This is a genomic window from Alteromonas sp. B31-7, from assembly GCF_015767655.1.
Classification (GTDB): Bacteria; Pseudomonadota; Gammaproteobacteria; order Enterobacterales; family Alteromonadaceae; genus Alteromonas; species Alteromonas australica.
The window spans coordinates 3,939,600-3,959,198 of the sequence record NZ_CP065233.1; the positions used below are offsets into that span (position 1 = coordinate 3,939,600).

General features: G+C 45.7%; 21 protein-coding genes. 16 read left to right on the forward strand and 5 right to left on the reverse strand.

All coding sequences use genetic code 11. From position 1 onward, the window contains the following. Positions 1–141: 141 nt before the first annotated feature. Positions 142–3,939, reverse strand: coding sequence for a bifunctional proline dehydrogenase/L-glutamate gamma-semialdehyde dehydrogenase PutA (gene putA, locus IUA53_RS17165; RefSeq protein WP_044449274.1), 3,798 nt, complete (start codon positions 3,937–3,939; stop codon positions 142–144). A gap of 433 nt (positions 3,940–4,372) precedes the next feature. On the opposite strand from putA, the gene IUA53_RS17170 reads away from it, so the two are divergent. The 11 genes from IUA53_RS17170 to rpoS all read left to right on the forward strand — a co-directional run bounded on the left by IUA53_RS17170 (position 4,373) and on the right by rpoS (position 14,441). Continuing rightward, on the forward strand, positions 4,373–5,995 hold the full coding sequence (locus tag IUA53_RS17170) for a methyl-accepting chemotaxis protein (RefSeq protein ID WP_196897489.1): 1,623 nt from the start codon (positions 4,373–4,375) through the stop codon (positions 5,993–5,995). An 88-nt stretch (positions 5,996–6,083) separates the two neighbouring features. Further along, positions 6,084–7,799, forward strand: coding sequence for a TIGR03545 family protein (locus tag IUA53_RS17175; protein ID WP_044446110.1), 1,716 nt, complete (start codon positions 6,084–6,086; stop codon positions 7,797–7,799). Positions 7,800–7,900: 101 nt separating this feature from the next. Further along, positions 7,901–8,191 (forward strand): cell division protein FtsB, encoded by a 291-nt coding sequence (gene ftsB, locus IUA53_RS17180; protein ID WP_044055928.1) that lies wholly within the window; start codon positions 7,901–7,903, stop codon positions 8,189–8,191. A gap of 5 nt (positions 8,192–8,196) precedes the next feature. Further along, the gene (gene ispD, locus IUA53_RS17185) at positions 8,197–8,907 is read left to right on the forward strand and encodes a 2-C-methyl-D-erythritol 4-phosphate cytidylyltransferase (protein WP_044055926.1); all 711 of its coding nucleotides are present in this window, start codon (positions 8,197–8,199) and stop codon (positions 8,905–8,907) included. Beyond that, a complete protein-coding gene (ispF, locus tag IUA53_RS17190; protein ID WP_044055924.1) occupies positions 8,907–9,380 on the forward strand; it encodes a 2-C-methyl-D-erythritol 2,4-cyclodiphosphate synthase in 474 nt (157 codons plus the stop codon). Before ispD ends, ispF begins: the two co-directional genes overlap by 1 nt. Beyond that, complete coding sequence (gene truD, locus IUA53_RS17195) at positions 9,377–10,447, forward strand: tRNA pseudouridine(13) synthase TruD (protein WP_044055922.1); 1,071 nt, start codon at positions 9,377–9,379, stop codon at positions 10,445–10,447. Before ispF ends, truD begins: the two co-directional genes overlap by 4 nt. 8 nt (positions 10,448–10,455) lie before the next feature. Further along, on the forward strand, positions 10,456–11,199 hold the full coding sequence (gene surE, locus IUA53_RS17200; RefSeq protein WP_044446109.1) for a 5'/3'-nucleotidase SurE: 744 nt from the start codon (positions 10,456–10,458) through the stop codon (positions 11,197–11,199). A gap of 75 nt (positions 11,200–11,274) precedes the next feature. Beyond that, on the forward strand, positions 11,275–11,910 hold the full coding sequence (locus tag IUA53_RS17205) for a protein-L-isoaspartate(D-aspartate) O-methyltransferase (protein ID WP_044055919.1): 636 nt from the start codon (positions 11,275–11,277) through the stop codon (positions 11,908–11,910). Beyond that, the gene (locus IUA53_RS17210; protein WP_044055917.1) at positions 11,907–12,485 is read left to right on the forward strand and encodes a YqaA family protein; all 579 of its coding nucleotides are present in this window, start codon (positions 11,907–11,909) and stop codon (positions 12,483–12,485) included. Before IUA53_RS17205 ends, IUA53_RS17210 begins: the two co-directional genes overlap by 4 nt. Position 12,486: 1 nt before the next feature. Then, a complete protein-coding gene (locus tag IUA53_RS17215) occupies positions 12,487–13,380 on the forward strand; it encodes a peptidoglycan DD-metalloendopeptidase family protein (RefSeq protein ID WP_044446108.1) in 894 nt (297 codons plus the stop codon). 71 nt (positions 13,381–13,451) lie between these two features. Beyond that, positions 13,452–14,441 carry an RNA polymerase sigma factor RpoS gene (rpoS, locus tag IUA53_RS17220; protein ID WP_044446107.1) on the forward strand — a complete coding sequence of 330 codons (990 nt, stop codon included), beginning with the start codon at positions 13,452–13,454 and terminating at the stop codon, positions 14,439–14,441. A gap of 85 nt (positions 14,442–14,526) precedes the next feature. Here the strand turns inward: rpoS and folA are convergent, their stop codons facing one another. Continuing rightward, the gene (gene folA, locus IUA53_RS17225) at positions 14,527–15,021 is read right to left on the reverse strand and encodes a type 3 dihydrofolate reductase (protein WP_044449272.1); all 495 of its coding nucleotides are present in this window, start codon (positions 15,019–15,021) and stop codon (positions 14,527–14,529) included. A gap of 216 nt (positions 15,022–15,237) precedes the next feature. On the opposite strand from folA, the gene IUA53_RS17230 reads away from it, so the two are divergent. The 5 genes from IUA53_RS17230 to IUA53_RS17250 are packed head-to-tail and all read left to right on the forward strand — an operon-like array spanning position 15,238 to position 17,159. Next, positions 15,238–15,603: a hypothetical protein gene (locus IUA53_RS17230; protein ID WP_044446106.1), complete on the forward strand. Its 366-nt coding sequence runs from the start codon at positions 15,238–15,240 to the stop codon at positions 15,601–15,603. 14 nt (positions 15,604–15,617) lie between these two features. After that, positions 15,618–16,118, forward strand: a complete 501-nt coding sequence (locus IUA53_RS17235) for a hypothetical protein (protein WP_044446105.1) — start codon at positions 15,618–15,620, stop codon at positions 16,116–16,118. A 34-nt stretch (positions 16,119–16,152) separates the two neighbouring features. Beyond that, a complete protein-coding gene (locus IUA53_RS17240; protein WP_044446104.1) occupies positions 16,153–16,359 on the forward strand; it encodes a hypothetical protein in 207 nt (68 codons plus the stop codon). Positions 16,360–16,368: 9 nt separating this feature from the next. After that, positions 16,369–16,866: a superoxide dismutase, Ni gene (gene sodN / locus IUA53_RS17245; protein WP_044055911.1), complete on the forward strand. Its 498-nt coding sequence runs from the start codon at positions 16,369–16,371 to the stop codon at positions 16,864–16,866. Positions 16,867–16,898: 32 nt separating this feature from the next. Continuing rightward, positions 16,899–17,159 (forward strand): S24/S26 family peptidase, encoded by a 261-nt coding sequence (locus IUA53_RS17250; RefSeq protein WP_044446103.1) that lies wholly within the window; start codon positions 16,899–16,901, stop codon positions 17,157–17,159. Between the two features lie 109 nt (positions 17,160–17,268). Here the strand turns inward: IUA53_RS17250 and cgtA are convergent, their stop codons facing one another. The 3 genes from cgtA to rplU all read right to left on the reverse strand — a co-directional run bounded on the left by cgtA (position 17,269) and on the right by rplU (position 19,199). Further along, positions 17,269–18,435, reverse strand: coding sequence for an Obg family GTPase CgtA (cgtA, locus tag IUA53_RS17255; RefSeq protein WP_044055908.1), 1,167 nt, complete (start codon positions 18,433–18,435; stop codon positions 17,269–17,271). Positions 18,436–18,614: 179 nt separating this feature from the next. After that, positions 18,615–18,872 (reverse strand): 50S ribosomal protein L27, encoded by a 258-nt coding sequence (rpmA, locus tag IUA53_RS17260; RefSeq protein ID WP_012517170.1) that lies wholly within the window; start codon positions 18,870–18,872, stop codon positions 18,615–18,617. A 15-nt stretch (positions 18,873–18,887) separates the two neighbouring features. Next, positions 18,888–19,199 (reverse strand): 50S ribosomal protein L21, encoded by a 312-nt coding sequence (rplU, locus tag IUA53_RS17265; protein ID WP_044055906.1) that lies wholly within the window; start codon positions 19,197–19,199, stop codon positions 18,888–18,890. Between the last annotated feature and the right edge of the window lie 400 nt (positions 19,200–19,599).

Sequence of the window (19,599 nt, forward strand, 5' to 3'; positions counted from 1 at the left end):
TATCGGTGCACCGCGACAAACAATGCCGCTTATATGGAGGTATTATTTCAAAGCCAAGGTTAAGGAAGGGTTAAGGCAAAAAAAATACCAGCACAAAGGCTGGTATTTTTTATTTAGCGGCGTACACAACGCTAATGGAGATTATTCATCGTCTTCGACTAGGGTCATCAATGATGTATTACCACCGGATGCAGTAGTATCAATACTGATGGTTTTCTCGGTCATTAATCGCTGAATAAGATTGTCGTTATATTCAGCAGTAATAACAGGTAAAATGGCGCCTTCACGGGAAGACAACATTGCCGTGATACGCGCCGTTCTTTCCGTGCTTGAGTCCACCACTACCCCAGACAAGTCTTCGTCCATTAATAACGTATCTAGATGAGCTAGACGAGCGACTTGGAACAGCCCTTTCGGTGCGCCAGTGGCTTCGAACTTGTTCTGAATTTCCACCGCTTCGTCGTAGAAGATTTCCGATACTACCGACACCACAGGGTTCCCTGTAGAAAGCGCCGTCACAATAGAAAGTAACCAATATTCAAACGTGACTTCTTTGTCGGCAAAACATACCAATATACCTCGGGGCTCTAGATATAGCTTATTCGACTCACCTGTTGGACCGGGTAATGTCTGTGGTTTTGCTAACCTACGCTCTACACTGGTAAGTTGTTGACGGGCTGTGGCAAGGGTACGATTTAAATCGTCTGCCAACTCATCAACAATATCGACCTTGGCTATCTTAGCAAGCAACTGACGCACCATTGAAATGCGATCATTTAGTGCGGTATGACGCCATTGAGCTTCTACCGATTTAGCTCTGTCCATCATGATGTGCGCACGCTCAGCAATCTTTTCATCACCTACAAGTGCCGTATCGGTAGTATCGATATCATCAATATGTGACGGCTTAGGTGTCGCTCGCTCCATCATTAAGCGTGGCAGATAATTAGGGCCCCCCGCTTTCGGCCCAGTGCCAGAAAGGCCTCGTCCACCGAATGGTTGCACACCCACAATGGCACCAATCATATTGCGGTTAATATACACATTACCCGCACGGCTTTTCGCGGCTAATTCATTAGCGCGCTCTTCAATACGAGAATGAATTCCCATGGTCAGTCCATAACCTGTGCCGTTAATTTGCTCAAGCACATTGTCGAGCTCTTTCGACTTGAAGCGAATAATATGAACAACAGGGCCAAACACCTCTTTTTCAAGTACCTGTATGTTGTCAATTTGATAAAGCGTTGGCGCAAAGAAGGTGCCCTTCTCTGCACCAGCTGGCATTTCATTGCGGTAGAGCAAGGTGCCTTTGTCTTCCATAAAGGCTTGGTGATCGGTCAGGCTCTTCAATGCTTTTTCATCAATTACCGGGCCCACATCGGTGGCCAATTGAGTCGGGTCACCCACCGTCAGCTCTTTCATTGCACCAATGAGCATTTCGGTGAGATCATCAGCAATATCTTCTTGAACAAACAAAACACGCAACGCGGAACAGCGTTGACCCGCGCTTTGGAAACCTGAGTGAATAACATCATCAACCACTTGTTCAGGCAGTGCTGTTGAATCAACAATCATACAGTTTTGCCCGCCGGTTTCGGCAATCAACGGGACTTGTTCCCCGCCACGCTCTGCCAACACCTGAGAAATTAAGGTGCCGGTTTGCGTAGAGCCGGTAAACATAACCGCTTTAATACGCTCATCAGGTAACAAGGTTTCGCCCACTTCTTTTCCGGGAGAAATAATCAATTTAAGCGCATCTTCCGGTAAACCCACCGAGTGCATAATGTCCACCGCCCGCTGGGCAATCATGCTTGTTTGCTCTGCAGGTTTTGCAATAACCGTGTTGCCTGTGACTAACGCAGCTGACACCTGGCCTAAGAATATGGCTAATGGGAAGTTCCACGGACTAATACACAACACCACCCCGCGAGGTAGCAAACGCTGATCTTCTGCTATTTCCTGAGCACGCACCGCATAGTAGCGACAGAAATCTACAGCTTCACGCACTTCATCTATGCTGTCTTGTGCAACCTTGCCCGCTTCACGCATACAAATGGCAATAAGCTCTGCCATGTGACGCTCTAAGGCATCGGCGGTACGATTTAAGATTTCTGCTCGCTCGGCCACATCCCTTTTAGACCAAGCTTCAAAGCCAGATTGCGCTTCATCAAGGGCTTGACGCATATCATCTGGCTTGGCGTAATAGTGATAGCCCACCACATCATTTTTATCGGTTGGGTTTAACACCGGCGTGGCACCTTCAGGCACGCCGTCGGTCACTTTGTAGTACTCTTGCCAGCGTTCTAGTTCGTGTTTAAGGGCAGTGACCGCATTGGTATCGGTAAGGTCCAGTCCTCTTGAGTTGTCGCGCTCTGGTGCATACAGGCCACGGGGCGTCTTAATCAACTTGTTATAACGAACCTTCAAACGTTGGGTTTTTTCTACCGGGTCTTCCAGTAGTGCTTCAACCGGTTTTTCATCATCAACAATGGCATTAACAAATGATGAATTCGCCCCATTTTCCAGTAAACGTCGAACCAAATAGGCCAAGAGGTCTTCATGCTCTCCCACGGGGGCATAAACTCGGCACTGAATTTTGTCTTCTGTCACCACTTGATCGTAGAGGGTGTCGCCCATGCCGTGTAAACACTGGAACTCAAATCCCTCTTTGTCATCCCCTGCTAATTCAACAATGACTGAAGCGGTATACGCATTATGGGTAGCAAATTGCGGATAAATAGTATCGCGATATTCAAGCAGTCGGTTGGCACACGCGTGATAAGATACATCAGTGGATGACTTGCGGGTAAACACCGGGAATTCCTCTAACCCTGCTTGCTGGGTCATTTTTATCTCAGTATCCCAATACGCGCCTTTCACCAAGCGAACCATTAATGGTCGGCCCACCTCTAAGGTTAAATCTCGCAGGTGCTCGATAACATGAATGGCGCGTTTTTGGTATGCCTGCACGGCAAGGCCAAAGCCGGTCCAACCGTTTAGCTCATTATCGCGAAAGACGGCTTCAATAATGTCCAGAGATAACTCAAGACGGTCGGCTTCTTCCGCATCCACGGTAAGGCCAATATCGTATTCTTTCGCCATAAGACATAAGGCTTTAAGGCGCGGTGGAATTTCCTCCATGGCGCGTTCACGATGAGAGAACTCAAAGCGTGGATGAATCGCCGATAATTTAACGGAAATACCTGGCGAGCGTTTCGGCCCGCGACCATTCGCCGCTTTCCCAATCACCTTTATGGCTTTTACGTAGGCATCATAGTACCGGTCGGCGTCACCCATAGTACGAGCACCTTCACCCAACATATCGTATGAGTAAACGTAACCCTTGGTTTCTTTGTCTTTGGCTCTGTCTACCGCATCTTCAATGGTTTCACCCATGACAAACTGACGCCCCATCACCCGCATGGCAATATTCATGGCACGGCGAATAACGGGTTCACCCAAGCGGCCCAAGGTTTTTTTCAACAACCCAAACTGTTCTTGCTTACGCTTATCTGCATAGTTCACCATGTTGCCGGTGAATAAGAGCCCCCAGGCAGATGCGTTAACAAATAGTGAATCAGAATTCCCCAAATGCGGCGTCCATTGACCTTTGGACAATTTGTCTCGAATTAACTCATCTTGTGTTTCGCGGTCTGGCACACGCAATAGTGCTTCGGCCAAACACATCAATACCACCCCTTCGGCGGTAGACAATGAGTACTCATTCAACAGCGCGTCAACACCACCGTGCCCTTCTTGCTCACGGCGAATTTGCAGCACCATTTTTCTGGCTCGTTCCCAAGCTCGACTTCGCGCCCGAGGGTTTACTTCGGCAATAGGAAGAATTTGATCCACGGCCACTGACTCGCTAATGCGATAGTAGTCACGAATGCGCTGGCGCAGAGGAGATGTTGTATGAAGTGTGTCGTTAGTGAGCATTGCAACCCTTTCGTAGAAATAGCTGTAATAAAAGCGTTTCGTCAAGAAAACCTTTGGTTCTTTCATCGCGAAACACGCTGTTTTGCTAGCAAAGCTTTCACTTTGCTTTTATTCGCCTGTGTTCTTTAAACTTTAGACTAAAGGATGAAGATCACGGTACCTTTTAATTTGCGCGGATACTAGCACAAACTTCCTATGTGAAAAGCCTCTGCTGTCAACTTTTTCTACCACCCAAGACAATCTCTTTAAATACCGCTAATTCCCCGTCAGCTTCCACAGGTTTACGCTTTCTTATCACTGGGCAAAGTAAGTCTATCGTCTTATTACCTTCACACAAAAAAAGGCGCACACTAAATGTTAATAAAATGTTTTCTCTCTTTTTAAATACGAGATTAAGACTACACTTATAAAACGAAAAAAATGGGTGTAAATTATGTGGTTAAGAAACTTTAGTTTGATTCAACGACTAGGCATTATTGCCGTGCTTATTGGGCTGCTCTTTTTGCTTCTCACTGGGGTTGTATTAAATCGACACTATCAAGCCTTAAAAGACAAATCTTATGAAGAAAACAAACACCTCGTTGAGGTGGTTCATACATTATTAGGCCATTATGCAGATAGAACGGATATCGATGCGCAACAAGCAAAGTCACAAGCGTTAGAAGCAGTCAAAGCGCTGCGTTATGACAACAGTAATTATTACTGGATTCAAGATGCAACACCTAGCATGGTGATGCACCCTATAAAGCCGGCATTAGATGGCAGAGATCTTCGCACCTTTAAAGACGGGAATGGCAAAGCGTTTTTTGTTGAAATGGCACAAACAGCCAAGCAGAAGGGCGAAGGCTTTGTGGATTACGTCTGGCCGCTACCCGGCGAAGATACGCCTACGGATAAAATTTCTTACGTCAAGGCCTTCAAGCCTTGGGGGTGGACAATAGGCTCAGGCATTTATTTAACGCATTTAGAAGAAGAATATGCGCATTTAAGAAACATCATTATTATTTTTTGCGTGATCAGTGTGGCGTTGGTGATTCTGCTGATTTACATCATAGGAGGCCGCATTGTTAAGCCTGTGCAGGAAATCGCAGAGCGCATGAAAGATATCGCCAGTGGTGAGGGCGATTTAACTCGCTCGCTACCCGAAAAAGGGCAAGATGAAATAACGCGTCTGGCACGCTACTTTAATCAGTACACAGACAAAATGCGCCAATCGCTTATAGGCATTAGAGACAACATTGCCGCCCTCACTGAACAAGCCGAGAAAGTAAAAAGCGTGAGTGACGACAGCAACGCTCAAGCGCACGATCAAAACGAAAACATGTTGCAAGTGGCGGCGGCCATGGAGCAAATGACGACCCAAATTCACGACGTGAGCAACAACGCTGACGCTGCTGAAAAAAGTACCGTTAGCGCGCGTACGAATGTCCAAGATGGTGCTACGGTTGTGGAGCACACAGTGACCGACATTCGTTCACTCACCTCTGACATTGAAAGTGTTAGTAGCGTGGTGACGGCATTAGCCGAACAATCACAAAGCATTGGCGCTGTACTTGATGTGATACGCGGAATTGCAGAGCAAACAAACTTACTGGCCCTTAATGCTGCCATTGAAGCTGCCCGTGCGGGTGAACAAGGAAGAGGGTTTGCGGTGGTGGCAGACGAAGTGCGTACCCTTGCTAGTCGAACTGGTCAAAGTACCGATGAAATACAAGCGATGATAGAAAAGCTGCAAAGTAATGCCAAAAGTGCCGTTGACGCGGTGCATGTTAGCCAATCGGCATCGGTTAAAACGGTGGAAAATGCAACGCAGGCCAATCAAAGTCTAAAAGAGGCTGACAGATTAATGACCGACATTTCAGGCATGAGCAGTGAAATTGCCCGAGCCACTGAGCAACAAGCTGAAGCAGCCAATGAAGCAAACATACGTATAAACGCGCTTTCAGGGGCAGCCGATAGCAGCTTACGAACCGCTGATGACCTCGCAAAAGCGAGTTTAGCGCTGAAAGAAAGCTGTGTAGCGATAATGGATATTGCGAATAAATTTAAACTCTAACTGCTACTTAGTATGTATGGAAGTCTGCGTATGACTGATTTACACTGAATCACGAAAACGCAGGCTAAGCAAAATCAAGGAGTGGAAAATGAGTAGCAAGGCTAAAGGCAAGTCGATATTACTGTGGGTGGTCGGCTTTTTTGTGGTGCTTTTCTTGGTGTATTTTTTATTCGCCAACACCATTATTAAATTAGTTTTAGAGTCTAAACTGGGTGAATCCTATGGGGCGGAAGTTAATATTGCAGAGTTTGATCACTCATTATTTCCCACCACTGTCACCTTAAAAGGGATTGCACTAACCAACCCCACCAAACCCACACACAACCAAGTTCTGGTTGGAGAGGCGAACGCCGATGTGGCTTTAGCTCCCCTGCTTGACGATGAAGTTATTGTTAATGAACTCAATTTATTAGATGTGCAATTTGATACGGAGCGCGCCTCCACTGGCGAAGTATATCGTGTACCTGAGCGTTCACTGTCCTTTGACGAAATAAAAAGTAAAGCACAAGAAGCCGTTCCTGGTGTGGACGAACTCCTTGAACGGAATCCATTGAAAACCACTGCCGCTATCGAGAACGCCAAAGCTGCCTATGAGACCTATGGTGAAGGCCTCAAGACAGATTATGGTAATTTGCCTGATAAATCTCGAATCGACTACTACAAAACACAAGTCTCGCAGCTGAAAGAAACTAACTACCAGGACCCTCAAGCGTTGCTTCAGGCTAAGTCAGCATTTGACCAGTTAAAAGAAGAAATGTCTGCCGACCGCGCGCGCATTGCCGACTTTACTAGCAAAGCCTCAAACGCAAAGCGTGAGTTAACGGAAGCCATTAGCGCGCTTAAATCAGCGCCTCAAGAAGATTATGCTTTGCTTAAAGGCGTGATTGCTGGCGATCAAGACGCACTGTCACAAGTTACCTATTTTGTGTTTGGCGATAAAGCGGCGGAATACACAGAGTACTTGATGTCGGCGATGCAAATTGTCATGCCCCTTATTCAAGGGGAAGAAAAAAGTGAAGCGCCTACCGAAATTCCCTCTATTTTAGTGAAAGAAGCCAATGTCTCTGTACTTTGGCAAAACGAGGCAATCACCAGCAAATGGAATAACATCACCAATGTTCACGAAGTATTTGGTAACCCCACCACCTTTAGCATTGAAGCAGCAGGAGACTTACTAAAATCGTTTACTTCTAGTGGTGAATTTTGGATAGATAGTAGCGGAGTCGATGCTAGCCAAGTGTGGTCTTTAGCGGGCGTCAATATGTCGAATGTAGCTTTTAGTGGAAACGACACGCTCGACGCGGTTTTAACCTCGGCATTGATGACCACCACAGGGTCGATGAAGGTGACTGACAACACCTTAACCGGCACCGGCGATGTTGACTTGCAAGACCTTGTGATGGAAGCAACCGGCAGCAGTGATGTCACTAGCGCTATTGCCAATGCACTCCAATCATTAAGCAGCCTAAGTATGACCATGCTTCTTGATGGTACACTTTCAAACCCTAACTTTAATATAAAGTCAGACTTAGACAACAAGCTTGCGCAAGCAGCACTGTCTCAGTTAACGGCCTCCCAGCAAGATAAACTGGACGAACTTAACAATAAACTTAACAGCATGATAAGTAACGAGCAGTCGCTTTTATCTGGTGAGTTGGTCGACGTGAACAGTATGCTGAGTGCAGCCCAAGGCGACAGCGAAGCATTGCAAGCCTTGTTGCAAACCCAATTAAACAGTGTGGTAGAGCAACAGAAGAACAAGCTATTTGATAAATTAAAGGGCAAATTCGGTCAAGGGGAGTAAAGCACCTTTGACTCAGCGCCGCTTCGCGGCATAATACAACACATGAGAGGGCGGCTAGCCGCCCTTACTTATTCTTCGCTAACCCAATATCAGGTGCTCTCGTGTGGCAAGATAAATGGATCCCCGTTGTACTTCTCGTTTTGCTAGGGTTACTGCAATACCGGTTATGGTTTGGCAAAAACAGTATTCCCGATTATTTAAACCGTGAACAAGAAGTACAAGCACAGGCAGAGCAAAACGCCAACCTAGCTCAGCGTAATGCGTTGTTAGAAGCTGATATTAATGACCTAAAAATTGGCTTAGAAGCCATTGAAGAGCGTGCTAGAAATGAGCTTGGGTTAATAAAGCGAGGTGAAACTTTTTACCGGATCCTACCTGCTGATAGTAAGTGAGAATAATGACATCCCCCCATGTTGTTGCGGTTATTCCCGCAGCCGGCGTTGGCAGCCGCATGCAAGCCGACCGCCCCAAACAATATTTATCCCTAGCGGGTAAAACCATTCTAGAACATACAGTGACACTTTTACTTAACCACCCATCGGTGAGCCGAGTAGTCATTGCGATAAGTCATGATGACGACTTTATTCATTCGCTGCCAATAATAGCAAATGCCAATATAGACTTGGTGGAAGGCGGTAAAACCCGCGCCGACTCGGTGTTAAATGCTTTAGCTACCTTGCCAGAAGAAAGTTGGGCGTTAGTTCATGACGCAGCGCGCCCTTGTGTATCCCATCAAGACATTGACGCCCTGCTGGCCGTAATGAACAACAGCAATACTACGGGAGGCATATTGGCCTCCCCCGTGAGAGATACCATGAAACGTGCCTGTGATCACGGCCAAGCCAGTCTCATTTCCCATACGGAAAGTCGAGAAAATTTGTGGCATGCACTGACCCCGCAACTATTTCCTACAGGCGTACTTTTGCGGGCATTGAACAAAGCGCTCTCTAACAGCGTCACCATCACAGATGAAGCCTCGGCCATAGAATATGCTGGCGGTAAAGTGGCACTCATAAACGGAAACCCTGCCAATATAAAAATAACCCACCCCGCTGATCTCCCACTGGCTGAGTTTTATATAAAACAAACACATAAGGTAAATGAATAATGCGAATTGGACACGGCTTCGATGTACATAAATTTGGCGGTGAAGGCCCCATTACTGTCGGCGGTGTAAAGATAGAACACGCGCAAGGCTTACTCGCCCATTCTGATGGTGATGTGTTGCTACATGCCCTGTGTGACGCTATCTTAGGTGCAGCTGCTATGGGTGACATAGGTAAGCATTTTCCTGATACCGACGACGCCTATGCGGGTGCAGATAGCCGTGTACTGCTGCGCCACGTTGTAAACATTGTAAAAAATAAAGGTTTTAGGTTGATTAATGCAGACACCACTATAGTGGCTCAAGCCCCTAAAATGGCGCCACACATTAGCCAAATGCGAGAACATATTGCGCAAGATTGTGAATGCGACCTTGATGATATCAACGTTAAAGCCACCACCACTGAAAAGCTGGGCTATACCGGCAGAAAAGAAGGCATTGCAGCCCACGCTGTGGTGCTATTGGAAAAAGCATGAAGCCATTAGAAACACAGCATTGGAATTATTATTTTAGCAAACCGGTATCCACCGGTATCTTTAAGTTTCAAGCCGACGATTTTGTCGTTGAAGAGGACTTAGGTTATACGCCTTGTGGTGAAGGTGAGCATCAGTTTATTTACGTAGAAAAGGTGAATAACAACACCGCGTTTGTGGCGGAGCAATTAGCTCGTTTCACAAAATTACCATTGCGACAGGTAACCTATGCTGGGCGTAAAGACAAATATGCGTTAACGCGGCAGTGGTTTGGTATTCACGCACCAGGCAAAGCCGATTTTGACTTTAGCGATTTTGAGCTGGAAGGTGTGCGTGTATTAAAACAAGTGAGGCACAATAAGAAGCTACGGACAGGACAGTTAAAAGGCAACGCATTCACCATCACGCTTCGCCAAGTTGTTCATCCCGAAGCCATTGAGTCTCGCTTAGCAGAGATTGCCGAACATGGTGTGCCTAATTACTATGGTGAACAGCGATTCGGTGTCATGCGCGTAAACGAAATGGGAGACGTCCAACGAGGCGGCAATTTGCTCATGGCGGAACGCATGATAAACGGAGAAGCCATTCGCCACAGAAATAAACGTTCAATGGCATTATCTGCCTTACGTAGTTGGTTTTTCAATGAGGTGATTTCATCACGAATTGCACAGGGTGACTTTGACAAGGTGCAAGATGGTGATGCCATGGTACTCGCAGGCTCAAACAGCTTTTTCATTGAAAACGCCGAATCAAAAGAAAGCCAGCAGCGCTATCAACAAAAAGACATTTGTCCTTCTGCGCCTTTGTGGGGGGCGGGCGAGTTAGCCACTCTTGGAAAAGCTAAATCTCAAGAGCAAGCGATAGCGAGTACGCACCCTGAGGTAGTAGACTTTTTATCCCAGTGCGGATTTGAACAAGAACGCCGTGCAATAAAAATTTGGCCTTCACAACTTGAATGGCATAGTAAGGGTGATACATTAACCTTATCGTTTTCGTTGCCAAGTGGCTGTTTTGCCACATCAGTACTTCGAGAGTGCATTGAGACAGTGGCGCCTGTACATAGTATTTAAGAGTGTTTATGAAAATATTAATGAGTAATGATGATGGCGTTTTTGCAAAAGGATTAGCCGTATTGCATGACATTGTCGCCCGTGAACATGACGTGACAGTGGTTGCCCCTGATCGAAACTGCAGTGGTGCGAGTAATGCATTGTCACTGCATCAGCCACTACGCGTTCAGACAATGGACAGTGGATATTACTCAGTAAGCGGTACACCGTCTGACTGTGTTCATTTAGGGTTATCACGCATTTTAGAAAATGACCCTGAATTGGTGGTATCTGGCATCAATCATGGCGCAAATTTAGGGGACGACGTGGTGTATTCAGGCACCGTTGCCGCCGCCACTGAAGGCCGTTATATGGGCTTACCGGCGATTGCAGTCTCATTAGTGGGAAAGGATGCTAAGCACTTTGAAACCGCCGCAAAGGTTGTGTTAGAAATAATACGTAAGTTACAAACACATCCATTGCCAGCCAATCAAATATTAAACGTCAATGTACCTGATGTTCCTTATGAAGAATTAAAAGGCATTGAAGTGACCCGTCAAGGGAGAAGGCACCGCGCTGAACCCATGATTGAAGACACTGACCCTTTCGGCAGAACCGTGTTTTGGTATGGTCCAGCGGGTAAAGAACAAGACGCAGGACCGGGAACAGACTTTCACGCTATTGCTGAAGGATATTGTTCTGTCACCCCATTGAGTGTTGATATGACCGCTTACCAAAGCCTAGATAATATGAAGGCGTGGCTAGCAAAGTAACGAAAGTACACAAACAATAATAAGCGCCGATATCACGTTGTAACACCGCGCATAACAAGGAAAATAAGCAACATCATGAGAGCTTCCAGAAAAGGGGATGCCCTGGCACAGCTGCTTTATGACGAAGGAATACGTTCGCAGTCTGTGCTCAATGCCATAGCCGGCACGCCAAGGGAGGCATTTTTACCCGACGCCCTAAAACATAAAGCTTACCAAAATACCGCGCTACCTATTGGTCAAGGTCAAACAATCTCACAACCCTATATTGTGGCGAAAATGACCGAATTGCTGTTAGATAGCCCCAATAAACCTGAAAAAGTGTTAGAAATAGGCACAGGTTCGGGTTACCAAACAGCTATTCTCGCGCAACTGTTTGCCAAGGTGTTTAGCGTAGAACGGATAAAATCGCTGCAATTTCACGCTAAAAGGCGAATGAACCAGCTGGATTTACATAATATTGCAATGAAACACGGCGATGGTTGGAAAGGATGGAGCTCAAAAGGCCCATTTGACGCCATTATCGTGACGGCTGCTGCCAGTAGCTTACCGCAAGATTTGTGTGAACAATTAAAAGAAGGTGGGCGCTTGATCATTCCTGTTGGCAATGAACAACAATCGTTGTTGTGTATCGATAGGGTGGAGGGTGAATTAAAAACCACCACAATAGAGGCCGTTAGGTTTGTTCCTTTAATTGCAGGAGAACTAATGTGAAACTGTTTGAGCCATTGTACGACATGGCGTTACGTTGGGCACGACACCCCAACGCGGAAAAGTACTTGGGTGGCTTAAGTTTCGCAGAATCTGTTTTCTTTCCTATTCCGCCTGATGTCATGCTAGCTCCCATGTCGCTATCGCAACCTGATAAAGCATGGCGGTTCGCCATTATTACTACCTTTGCGTCCATTGTGGGCGGCATTGCGGGATACTTCTTAGGTTACCTAGCATTCGATGTGTGGCTTGCCCCCTTAATTGAACGTTGGGGGTATGGCCATAAACTAGACGTAGCGATGGACTGGTTTGCACAATACGGTGTCTGGGTTGTATTTATCGCAGGCTTCTCTCCTATTCCCTACAAAGTATTTACGATTAGTGCTGGTGTGCTAAACATGGCATTCTTCCCTTTTTTACTCGCATCAGCGGTAGGCAGAGGCGCACGCTTCTTCTTGGTTGCTGGGCTAATGCGATGGGGGGGCGCAGCCATGGAGGCCAAACTGAGGCAATATGTCGAAATACTGGGCTGGGCCACGGTAATCCTCGCCATCGTCGCCTATCTGGTATTGCGGTAATATGAATAGACAGGGATGGTTTATTTTCATTGCTGCTAGCGTAATTACCCTACTGCAAGCTTGCAGTAGCCGCACCGCACCAGCCCCTGTGGTGCTGCTAAATAGTCAACTTGAAGAAGAGTCCGGTGGCTTTACTGCCTCCACCTACGAGGTGAAACCCGGCGATACGTTGTTTGCTATTGCATGGTATACGGGAAATGATTACCGCGATCTTGCAGATTTCAATAATTTATCCGCCCCTTTCCGAATTTATCCTGGTCAAAAATTGCGCGTCACTGCTCCCGCATCACAACAAAAAAAACCAACAAAATCAGTTAAATCTACAAAAAAATCAGACAAGCAGACCACTCAGTCTACACCTCCGACCACCAAAACCATAGTCAAAAGGTTAGTTGACCCTCCTATACCACAGGGGTATGGTGAAGGTGAAAAAGTTGTTAAGCGACAAAGCGTTACCAGCGTCAAAAAGACGGCAGAAAACGTCAAAAAGACAGCGCCCACCCATTTCCCGGATAAGGTGAAAAAGTGGGTTTGGCCAGCTAAAGGAAACATTGTAGGTACCTTTAGCAAATCAGAGTCAGGTAACAAAGGAATAGACATTGCTGGGGCAAAAGGAAGCGATATTCTCGCTGCCGCAGCAGGCAAAGTTGTTTACTCAGGTAATGCGCTACGTGGTTACGGTAACTTGGTTATTATTAAACATACCGACACATTTTTAAGCGCTTATGCATACAACGACACCATTTTAGTGAAAGAAAGAGAATGGGTGTATGCGGGGCAAAAAATAGCCACCATGGGAAACAGCGGCACAAATTCGGTAAAACTTCATTTTGAAGTTAGGTATCGCGGTAAGTCATTAGACCCTATGCGTTATCTGCCAAAAACACAAAAATAACAATAAAGAATAAGAATAAAATGAATAAAGGAGAAACGTCATAAGGTAAACCTTAGAGTAGGAGATTCATTATGGGCCAATTAAACAAAGCCGTCGAATCAAAACCGCAAGATGACATAAACGTTATTGACATGCCAGCTGACCTAAAAGCTGACGACACACTAACCGATGCACCCGAAACTGAAGACGTTGTAATTAGTTCGGATGACCATCCTAAAAACCTTGATGCAACCCAGTTGTATTTAGGCGAAATAGGCTTCTCGCCTCTGCTAACAGCAGAAGAAGAGGTATATTTTGCCCGCCGCGCTCTCAAAGGCTGTGAAGCCTCTCGTAAACGTATGATTGTAAGTAATCTTCGCCTAGTGGTGAAAATTGCTCGCCGTTATAATAATCGCGGATTGGCTTTACTGGATCTTATTGAAGAAGGTAACTTGGGCCTAATCCGAGCTGTTGAAAAGTTTGATCCTGAACGTGGATTTAGATTTTCTACCTATGCAACTTGGTGGATTAGACAAACCATAGAACGTGCAATCATGAATCAAACTCGCACGATTCGCTTACCTATTCATGTTGTTAAAGAACTTAATGTTTATTTACGTGCTGCGCGTGAATTATCACAAAAGTTAGATCATGAACCTACTGCTGAGGAAATTGCTGAAGCATTAGAAAAGCCAGTAGAAGACGTCACCAAAATGCTTCGTTTAAACGAGCGTATTACCTCGGTTGATACCCCTATCGGTGGTGAAAACGACAAAGCATTACTCGATATTCTTGCAGATGAGAAAGAATTCGGACCTGAAGAAAACCTACAGGATTCGGATATCAAAGCGAATATAGTGACATGGTTACAAGAGCTTAATCCAAAGCAACGCGAAGTTTTAGCACGTCGTTTTGGCCTTATGGGGTATGAGCCTTCAACCCTGGAAGACGTAGGTGCTGAAATTGGATTAACCCGTGAACGTGTACGTCAAATTCAAGTAGAAGCGCTCAGACGTCTACGTGATATGCTGAGTCATCAAGGCCTTTCGTTAGAAAGCTTATTTGACCAGATGGGTGATTGACACACTCGAACACCCGCCGAAGTAAGACGGGTATAGTAAAACAGAAGAAACTTAAATTGCCGATGCTTACAACATCGGCAATTTTTTACTCCTTCTTTTTGAAGGTTAAAAACCGGTAGCGATGAGGGTTTTTTTTGTCTGCATCGTGTCTTTCTTCGAATGTACATGCCCATTCACCACGTGCATGATAATCAGGGAAGTAAGTATCCCCGTCTACGGCTAAATCAATTTCCGTTAAATACAGCGTTTGTGCCCTCGCTAAGAACGCTTCATAGAGCGTCCCCCCTCCAATAATCATGATTTCGTCATCGTCACTTGTAAGGTACGTTGCCGCTTTTTCAATAGCATCATCGCAAGATGAAACAACGTCTGCATCCGCTAACTGCAGTGACGTACTGCTTGATATAACAATATTCGGCCTACCAGGTAGCGCTTTACCAATAGAGGCATAGGTTTTTCTCCCCATGACGACAGGTTTGCCCAGGGTAATTTGCTTAAAGTGCTTCAAATCTGCGGGCAAGTGCCAAGGCATATCATTATCAGCCCCAATAACGCGTTCATGCGCCATTGCAGCAATCATTGCAATTTTCATACATCAACTTCCAGATGGTTAATAACCCTATCATACCTCAACTTAGCCCGTTATTTGAAAAGAGTGTACCGTCTTGTAAGGCTTAATCTTCACCACCAGCAACATGCAGGCAAGAACACTCACAACGACAAAGGCAAATAGCAACCATTATCATTTGCATTGATGTTATTAATGGCCTATTGTTAAAAACAGGAGGGACAAATCATGCAGATAAATTATTTATGTCCGAAACATGCAGACTGGGTATATGGTAATCCTGATCAGGCACTACACGTAATGGCGAGAGACGAAATGCAGGGCACACTCTTAATGCAGTGCGACCAAGCCAGCGAAGCTATTCCGTATTTAGGTTGTGCATTTGATATCGCCGTTATATTGCTAGAGATTGACGGAGGTGAAAACCCCGCCATGATAAAAAAGCTTACACAGCTTTCCCAACTCCTTGAAGACGCTTACTTTCAAGTCAAACTCCCGCTATACCGAAACGCCATTGTTGATAGAACACACGCCATACTGTCAGCGGTTAATCGAACTTCATCTCGCGCCCTTACCTTCAATTTCACCCTTTAGACAAGAGCACTCCGATGACTAATTCCCCTATTTATCGCAGCACCACTCTCTCCCTAAAACCAAAAGACGAGTACGCGGTAGACTTTGCACATTGGGAAACGCTTATTCGTGGAGGTAACAACCAATATGAACAAGGGGGGCTTTTTTCGGCAATAGGTACATATCATCAAGCCATCCTGGCAGCGAAAGTTTTAGTGAGTATGGCGCCAGCCAAAAAGGAGTCACTCACCGCCCTTTTAACCAGTTACCACAACCTTGCCGATGCGTACCTATCTAGTGAAACGGCTCCATGCAATACGCAGTTGTCGTTGGCCTACGGCGCAATTACAGAGGTGGAAGGGTTAATAGACACTATTGAACGCCAATTACCTCGGCATCCCCACGTCGTGCGTTGTAGCAGTATTGCCCGTCAACAACGATTTGTATTCTTAAAACGTTACCCTCACTTTGCAGCCTTGCAATGTGAGCACCCTACCCGGTCGAATTTGCAATACATCAAGAAGGCATTGCATTGACCGATATCATTCACTTTGTATTAAAGGAACCACTATGAACACACTTATTCATCGTATGTGTATAGCAATAATGTCTATTTTAACCAGTGCCAGCGCATTCGCACACGCGGGACATGATCATGGACACTGGACAAGTGGCGTATTGCACACCGTGTTTTACGTAGCACTAGCAAGTGTTGCTGCAGCCTGTTCGTATAGCGCTTACAAATACATCAACCGCAAAAAGCCGACATCAAACTAGGAGCCCGTCATGATTTACGACATTCTTTCTTCTATAAACAAAGTTAACCCCTTTACCACAGCCAGTGCGCACTGCGATATTCCTTGTAAAATATATGATCCCATGACGGCTCAACTAGCAGCACTCAGCGTTGTGCGCTTTACTGACTTGCTCAATGAACTTGCGGAAAAAGACAGCCTGAGTTTTGCCGATCAAGCGCAGATGAGCCGCCTCATTTCAGAAAAAGAAACGCATGCCGAAAAAGTAAAGCATGAAGTACGCGTTATATGGGGCGATTATTTTAAGGCCCCTCAATTTGAACAGTTTCCTGATACCAATGAATTGGTGCATAAAATTATGCTTGCTGGTTCAGCGTGTAAGCAACATGTGAGCCGAGAGAAAGGTGAAGATTTACTGACGTTAGTGAATGAATTTGCCGAACGATTCTGGGTGACTAAAAAGGTTAAAACGAAAAAGGCAGTATGCCCTTACCCTCCTTCATTAACCTTGGTTTATCCAGATCTTTAATGCTGAAAATTGTGAGGGTTTCAGGAGATAGCATGCAACCGACATTATTGGATGGCGATTTCGCTGTTGTGCTTACGTGGCCGAAAAAAGCATTACGGCCAGGGCAAGTAGTCGTGGTTAATTGCCCACACTTTGGCACCCTCATAAAACGGGTTCAGCAAATTGTTCCTAACGGCGAATTCTCCCTTAGCGGCGATAACACTGCGGCTTCGTTAACTACCGAAAAGATGGGGTGGTTTAACCGTCAACGTGTTATCGGCCGTGTACTCTATTATGTAAAACGCCCTCGCTAAATGCAAAAAACACGAACTTGAATAATCAGGTTCGTGTTTTTAGTGACGTTTACGTTATATACTGCAAATCCACTTTGCTAGCAACGCAAAGAATGCGCCTTTTATCAGCTTACTTACGATACTCTACTTCAACATCGTAGTCGTCTTCATCCCAATCGTCATCATCTAAGTCGTCGCCTAAATCGTCGTGAGCTTCAAGGGTATTACGATGATACGTATCCCACTTAAACTCTACGTCTTCAGCTTCTTCTTTCGTTTCCTCAATAGCAGGAAGGGTTTCAATGAAGTCCATAATATCGTGGCACAGCGGCGCTAAATTAAGCTTTTGGAATGCTGAAATCTGATACGTTGGACCTTCCCAATTAAGGGTTTCAACAACGTGTTTTATACATTCTTCTACTTCATCTTCTAGCAGTAAGTCCACTTTATTGAATACTAACCATCGGGGCTTTTCTGCCAATTTCGGACTGTATTTCTCAAGCTCTTCGATAATAGCTTTTGCATTTTCAGCCGGATCGCTTTCGTCGGCGGGAAGTAAATCCACCACATGTAAAAGTATACGGCATCGCTCAAGATGCTTTAAGAATCGAATCCCTAGTCCAGCACCATCAGCAGCGCCTTCGATAAGACCCGGTATGTCGGCCACCACGAAGCTTCGCTGCGCATCCTGACGTACAACACCCAAGTTAGGCACTAGAGTGGTAAATGGGTAATCAGCCACTTTCGGCTTAGCCGCAGACACTGAGCGAATAAAGGTAGATTTACCCGCATTGGGCATACCCAATAAGCCCACATCGGCTAACAACATAAGCTCAAGTTTAAGGTTGCGGATTTCGCCTGGCGTGCCGTTAGTTTTCTGACGAGGCGCTCGATTGGTACTACTTTTAAATCGCGCATTACCTAAGCCGTGAAAACCACCTTGTGCTACTTTAAGCTTTTGGCCATGAGCAGTTAAGTCGCCAAGCACTTCACCCGTATCACTGTCTGTTGCACGCGTACCTACTGGCACACTCACTTCAAGGTCTTTACCTTTTTTTCCAATACAATTGCTGCCTTGTCCATTTTGGCCACGCTCGGCTCGATGGAAACGCTCGAAACGATAGTCGATCAATGTATTTAGGTTTTCATCGGCAACGAGAAATACGCTGCCGCCGTCGCCCCCATCGCCACCATCAGGGCCGCCTTTGGGTACGTACTTTTCCCTTCTAAAGCCAATTACGCCGTTTCCACCGTCGCCGGCTTCCACTCGAATTTCAGCTTCATCTACAAATTTCATTTATCACTCCGGGCAATTCTGCCTTGGGTTATTACTTAAAAATACGAACTTAAAGTTTACACCAATTTGTGCATATACGCTTCGTTGTATAATAGATAAAAGCGTATGCACTTGCTGATAACAAAAAACCCCGCTAGCGCGGGGTTTTTCTAAGCCTGCTCGGCGAGAAGCTTTCGCGCTTACTCAGCTACGATGCTTACAAATTTACGGTTCTTCGGTCCTTTAACATCGAACTGAACTTTACCGTCTTTTAGTGCAAACAACGTGTGGTCTTTACCGATACCCATGTTGTCACCAGCGTGGAAACGAGTACCACGTTGACGAACAATGATGTTACCAGCAAGAACAGATTCGCCACCAAAGCGCTTAACACCTAGGCGTTTACTCTCTGAATCACGACCGTTTTTGGTACTACCACCAGCTTTTTTATGTGCCATGTGTTCGTGCTCCTATTATGCGTTGATACCAGTGATTTTCACTTCTGTGAACCACTGACGGTGACCCGCTTGCTTACGAGAGTGCTTACGACGACGGAACTTAACGATAGTTACTTTATCGCCACGACCGTGTGTAACAACCTCAGCTGTCACCTTACCACCAGCAACGATTGGTGTGCCGATTTTTACATCGTCACCGTTGCTTACCATTAAAACTTTGTCAAATTCAACCGTTTCGCCTGGGGCTACTTCGATTTTTTCAAGACGAACGGTTTGGCCTTCGGCCACACGGTGTTGTTTACCGCCACTTTGGAAAACCGCGTACATAGTTAACTCCGCTCTGCGTCACTGACGCTTCAATTCAAAAAACAGGGCGCGAATTGTACGTGAAACATCCGCAAACCACAACCCCGATTCTAAGAAAAATAGATTATTTTTCCAACATTTTGCAATTTAATCTCGAATTCAACGAAAACCGAGAGCTCTACCTCATAATGTTAATCAGGTTGAGAGTAAGCAAATGAGAAATTAGCTAGTTTCATGGTGCTCACTCACATACCTATTACTGGTATAACGTAACGAGGTAGCAACAAAATGTTGCCCTTTATATGCATAGTGATGGTGGCACGTTTGCCCTCTTAGCTGTGAATGCCACCTATTAAGGATCGATACCGATCCCACAGGGATCATTTACAGCGAAAAAGAGAGATGCCACAAATGTATATGG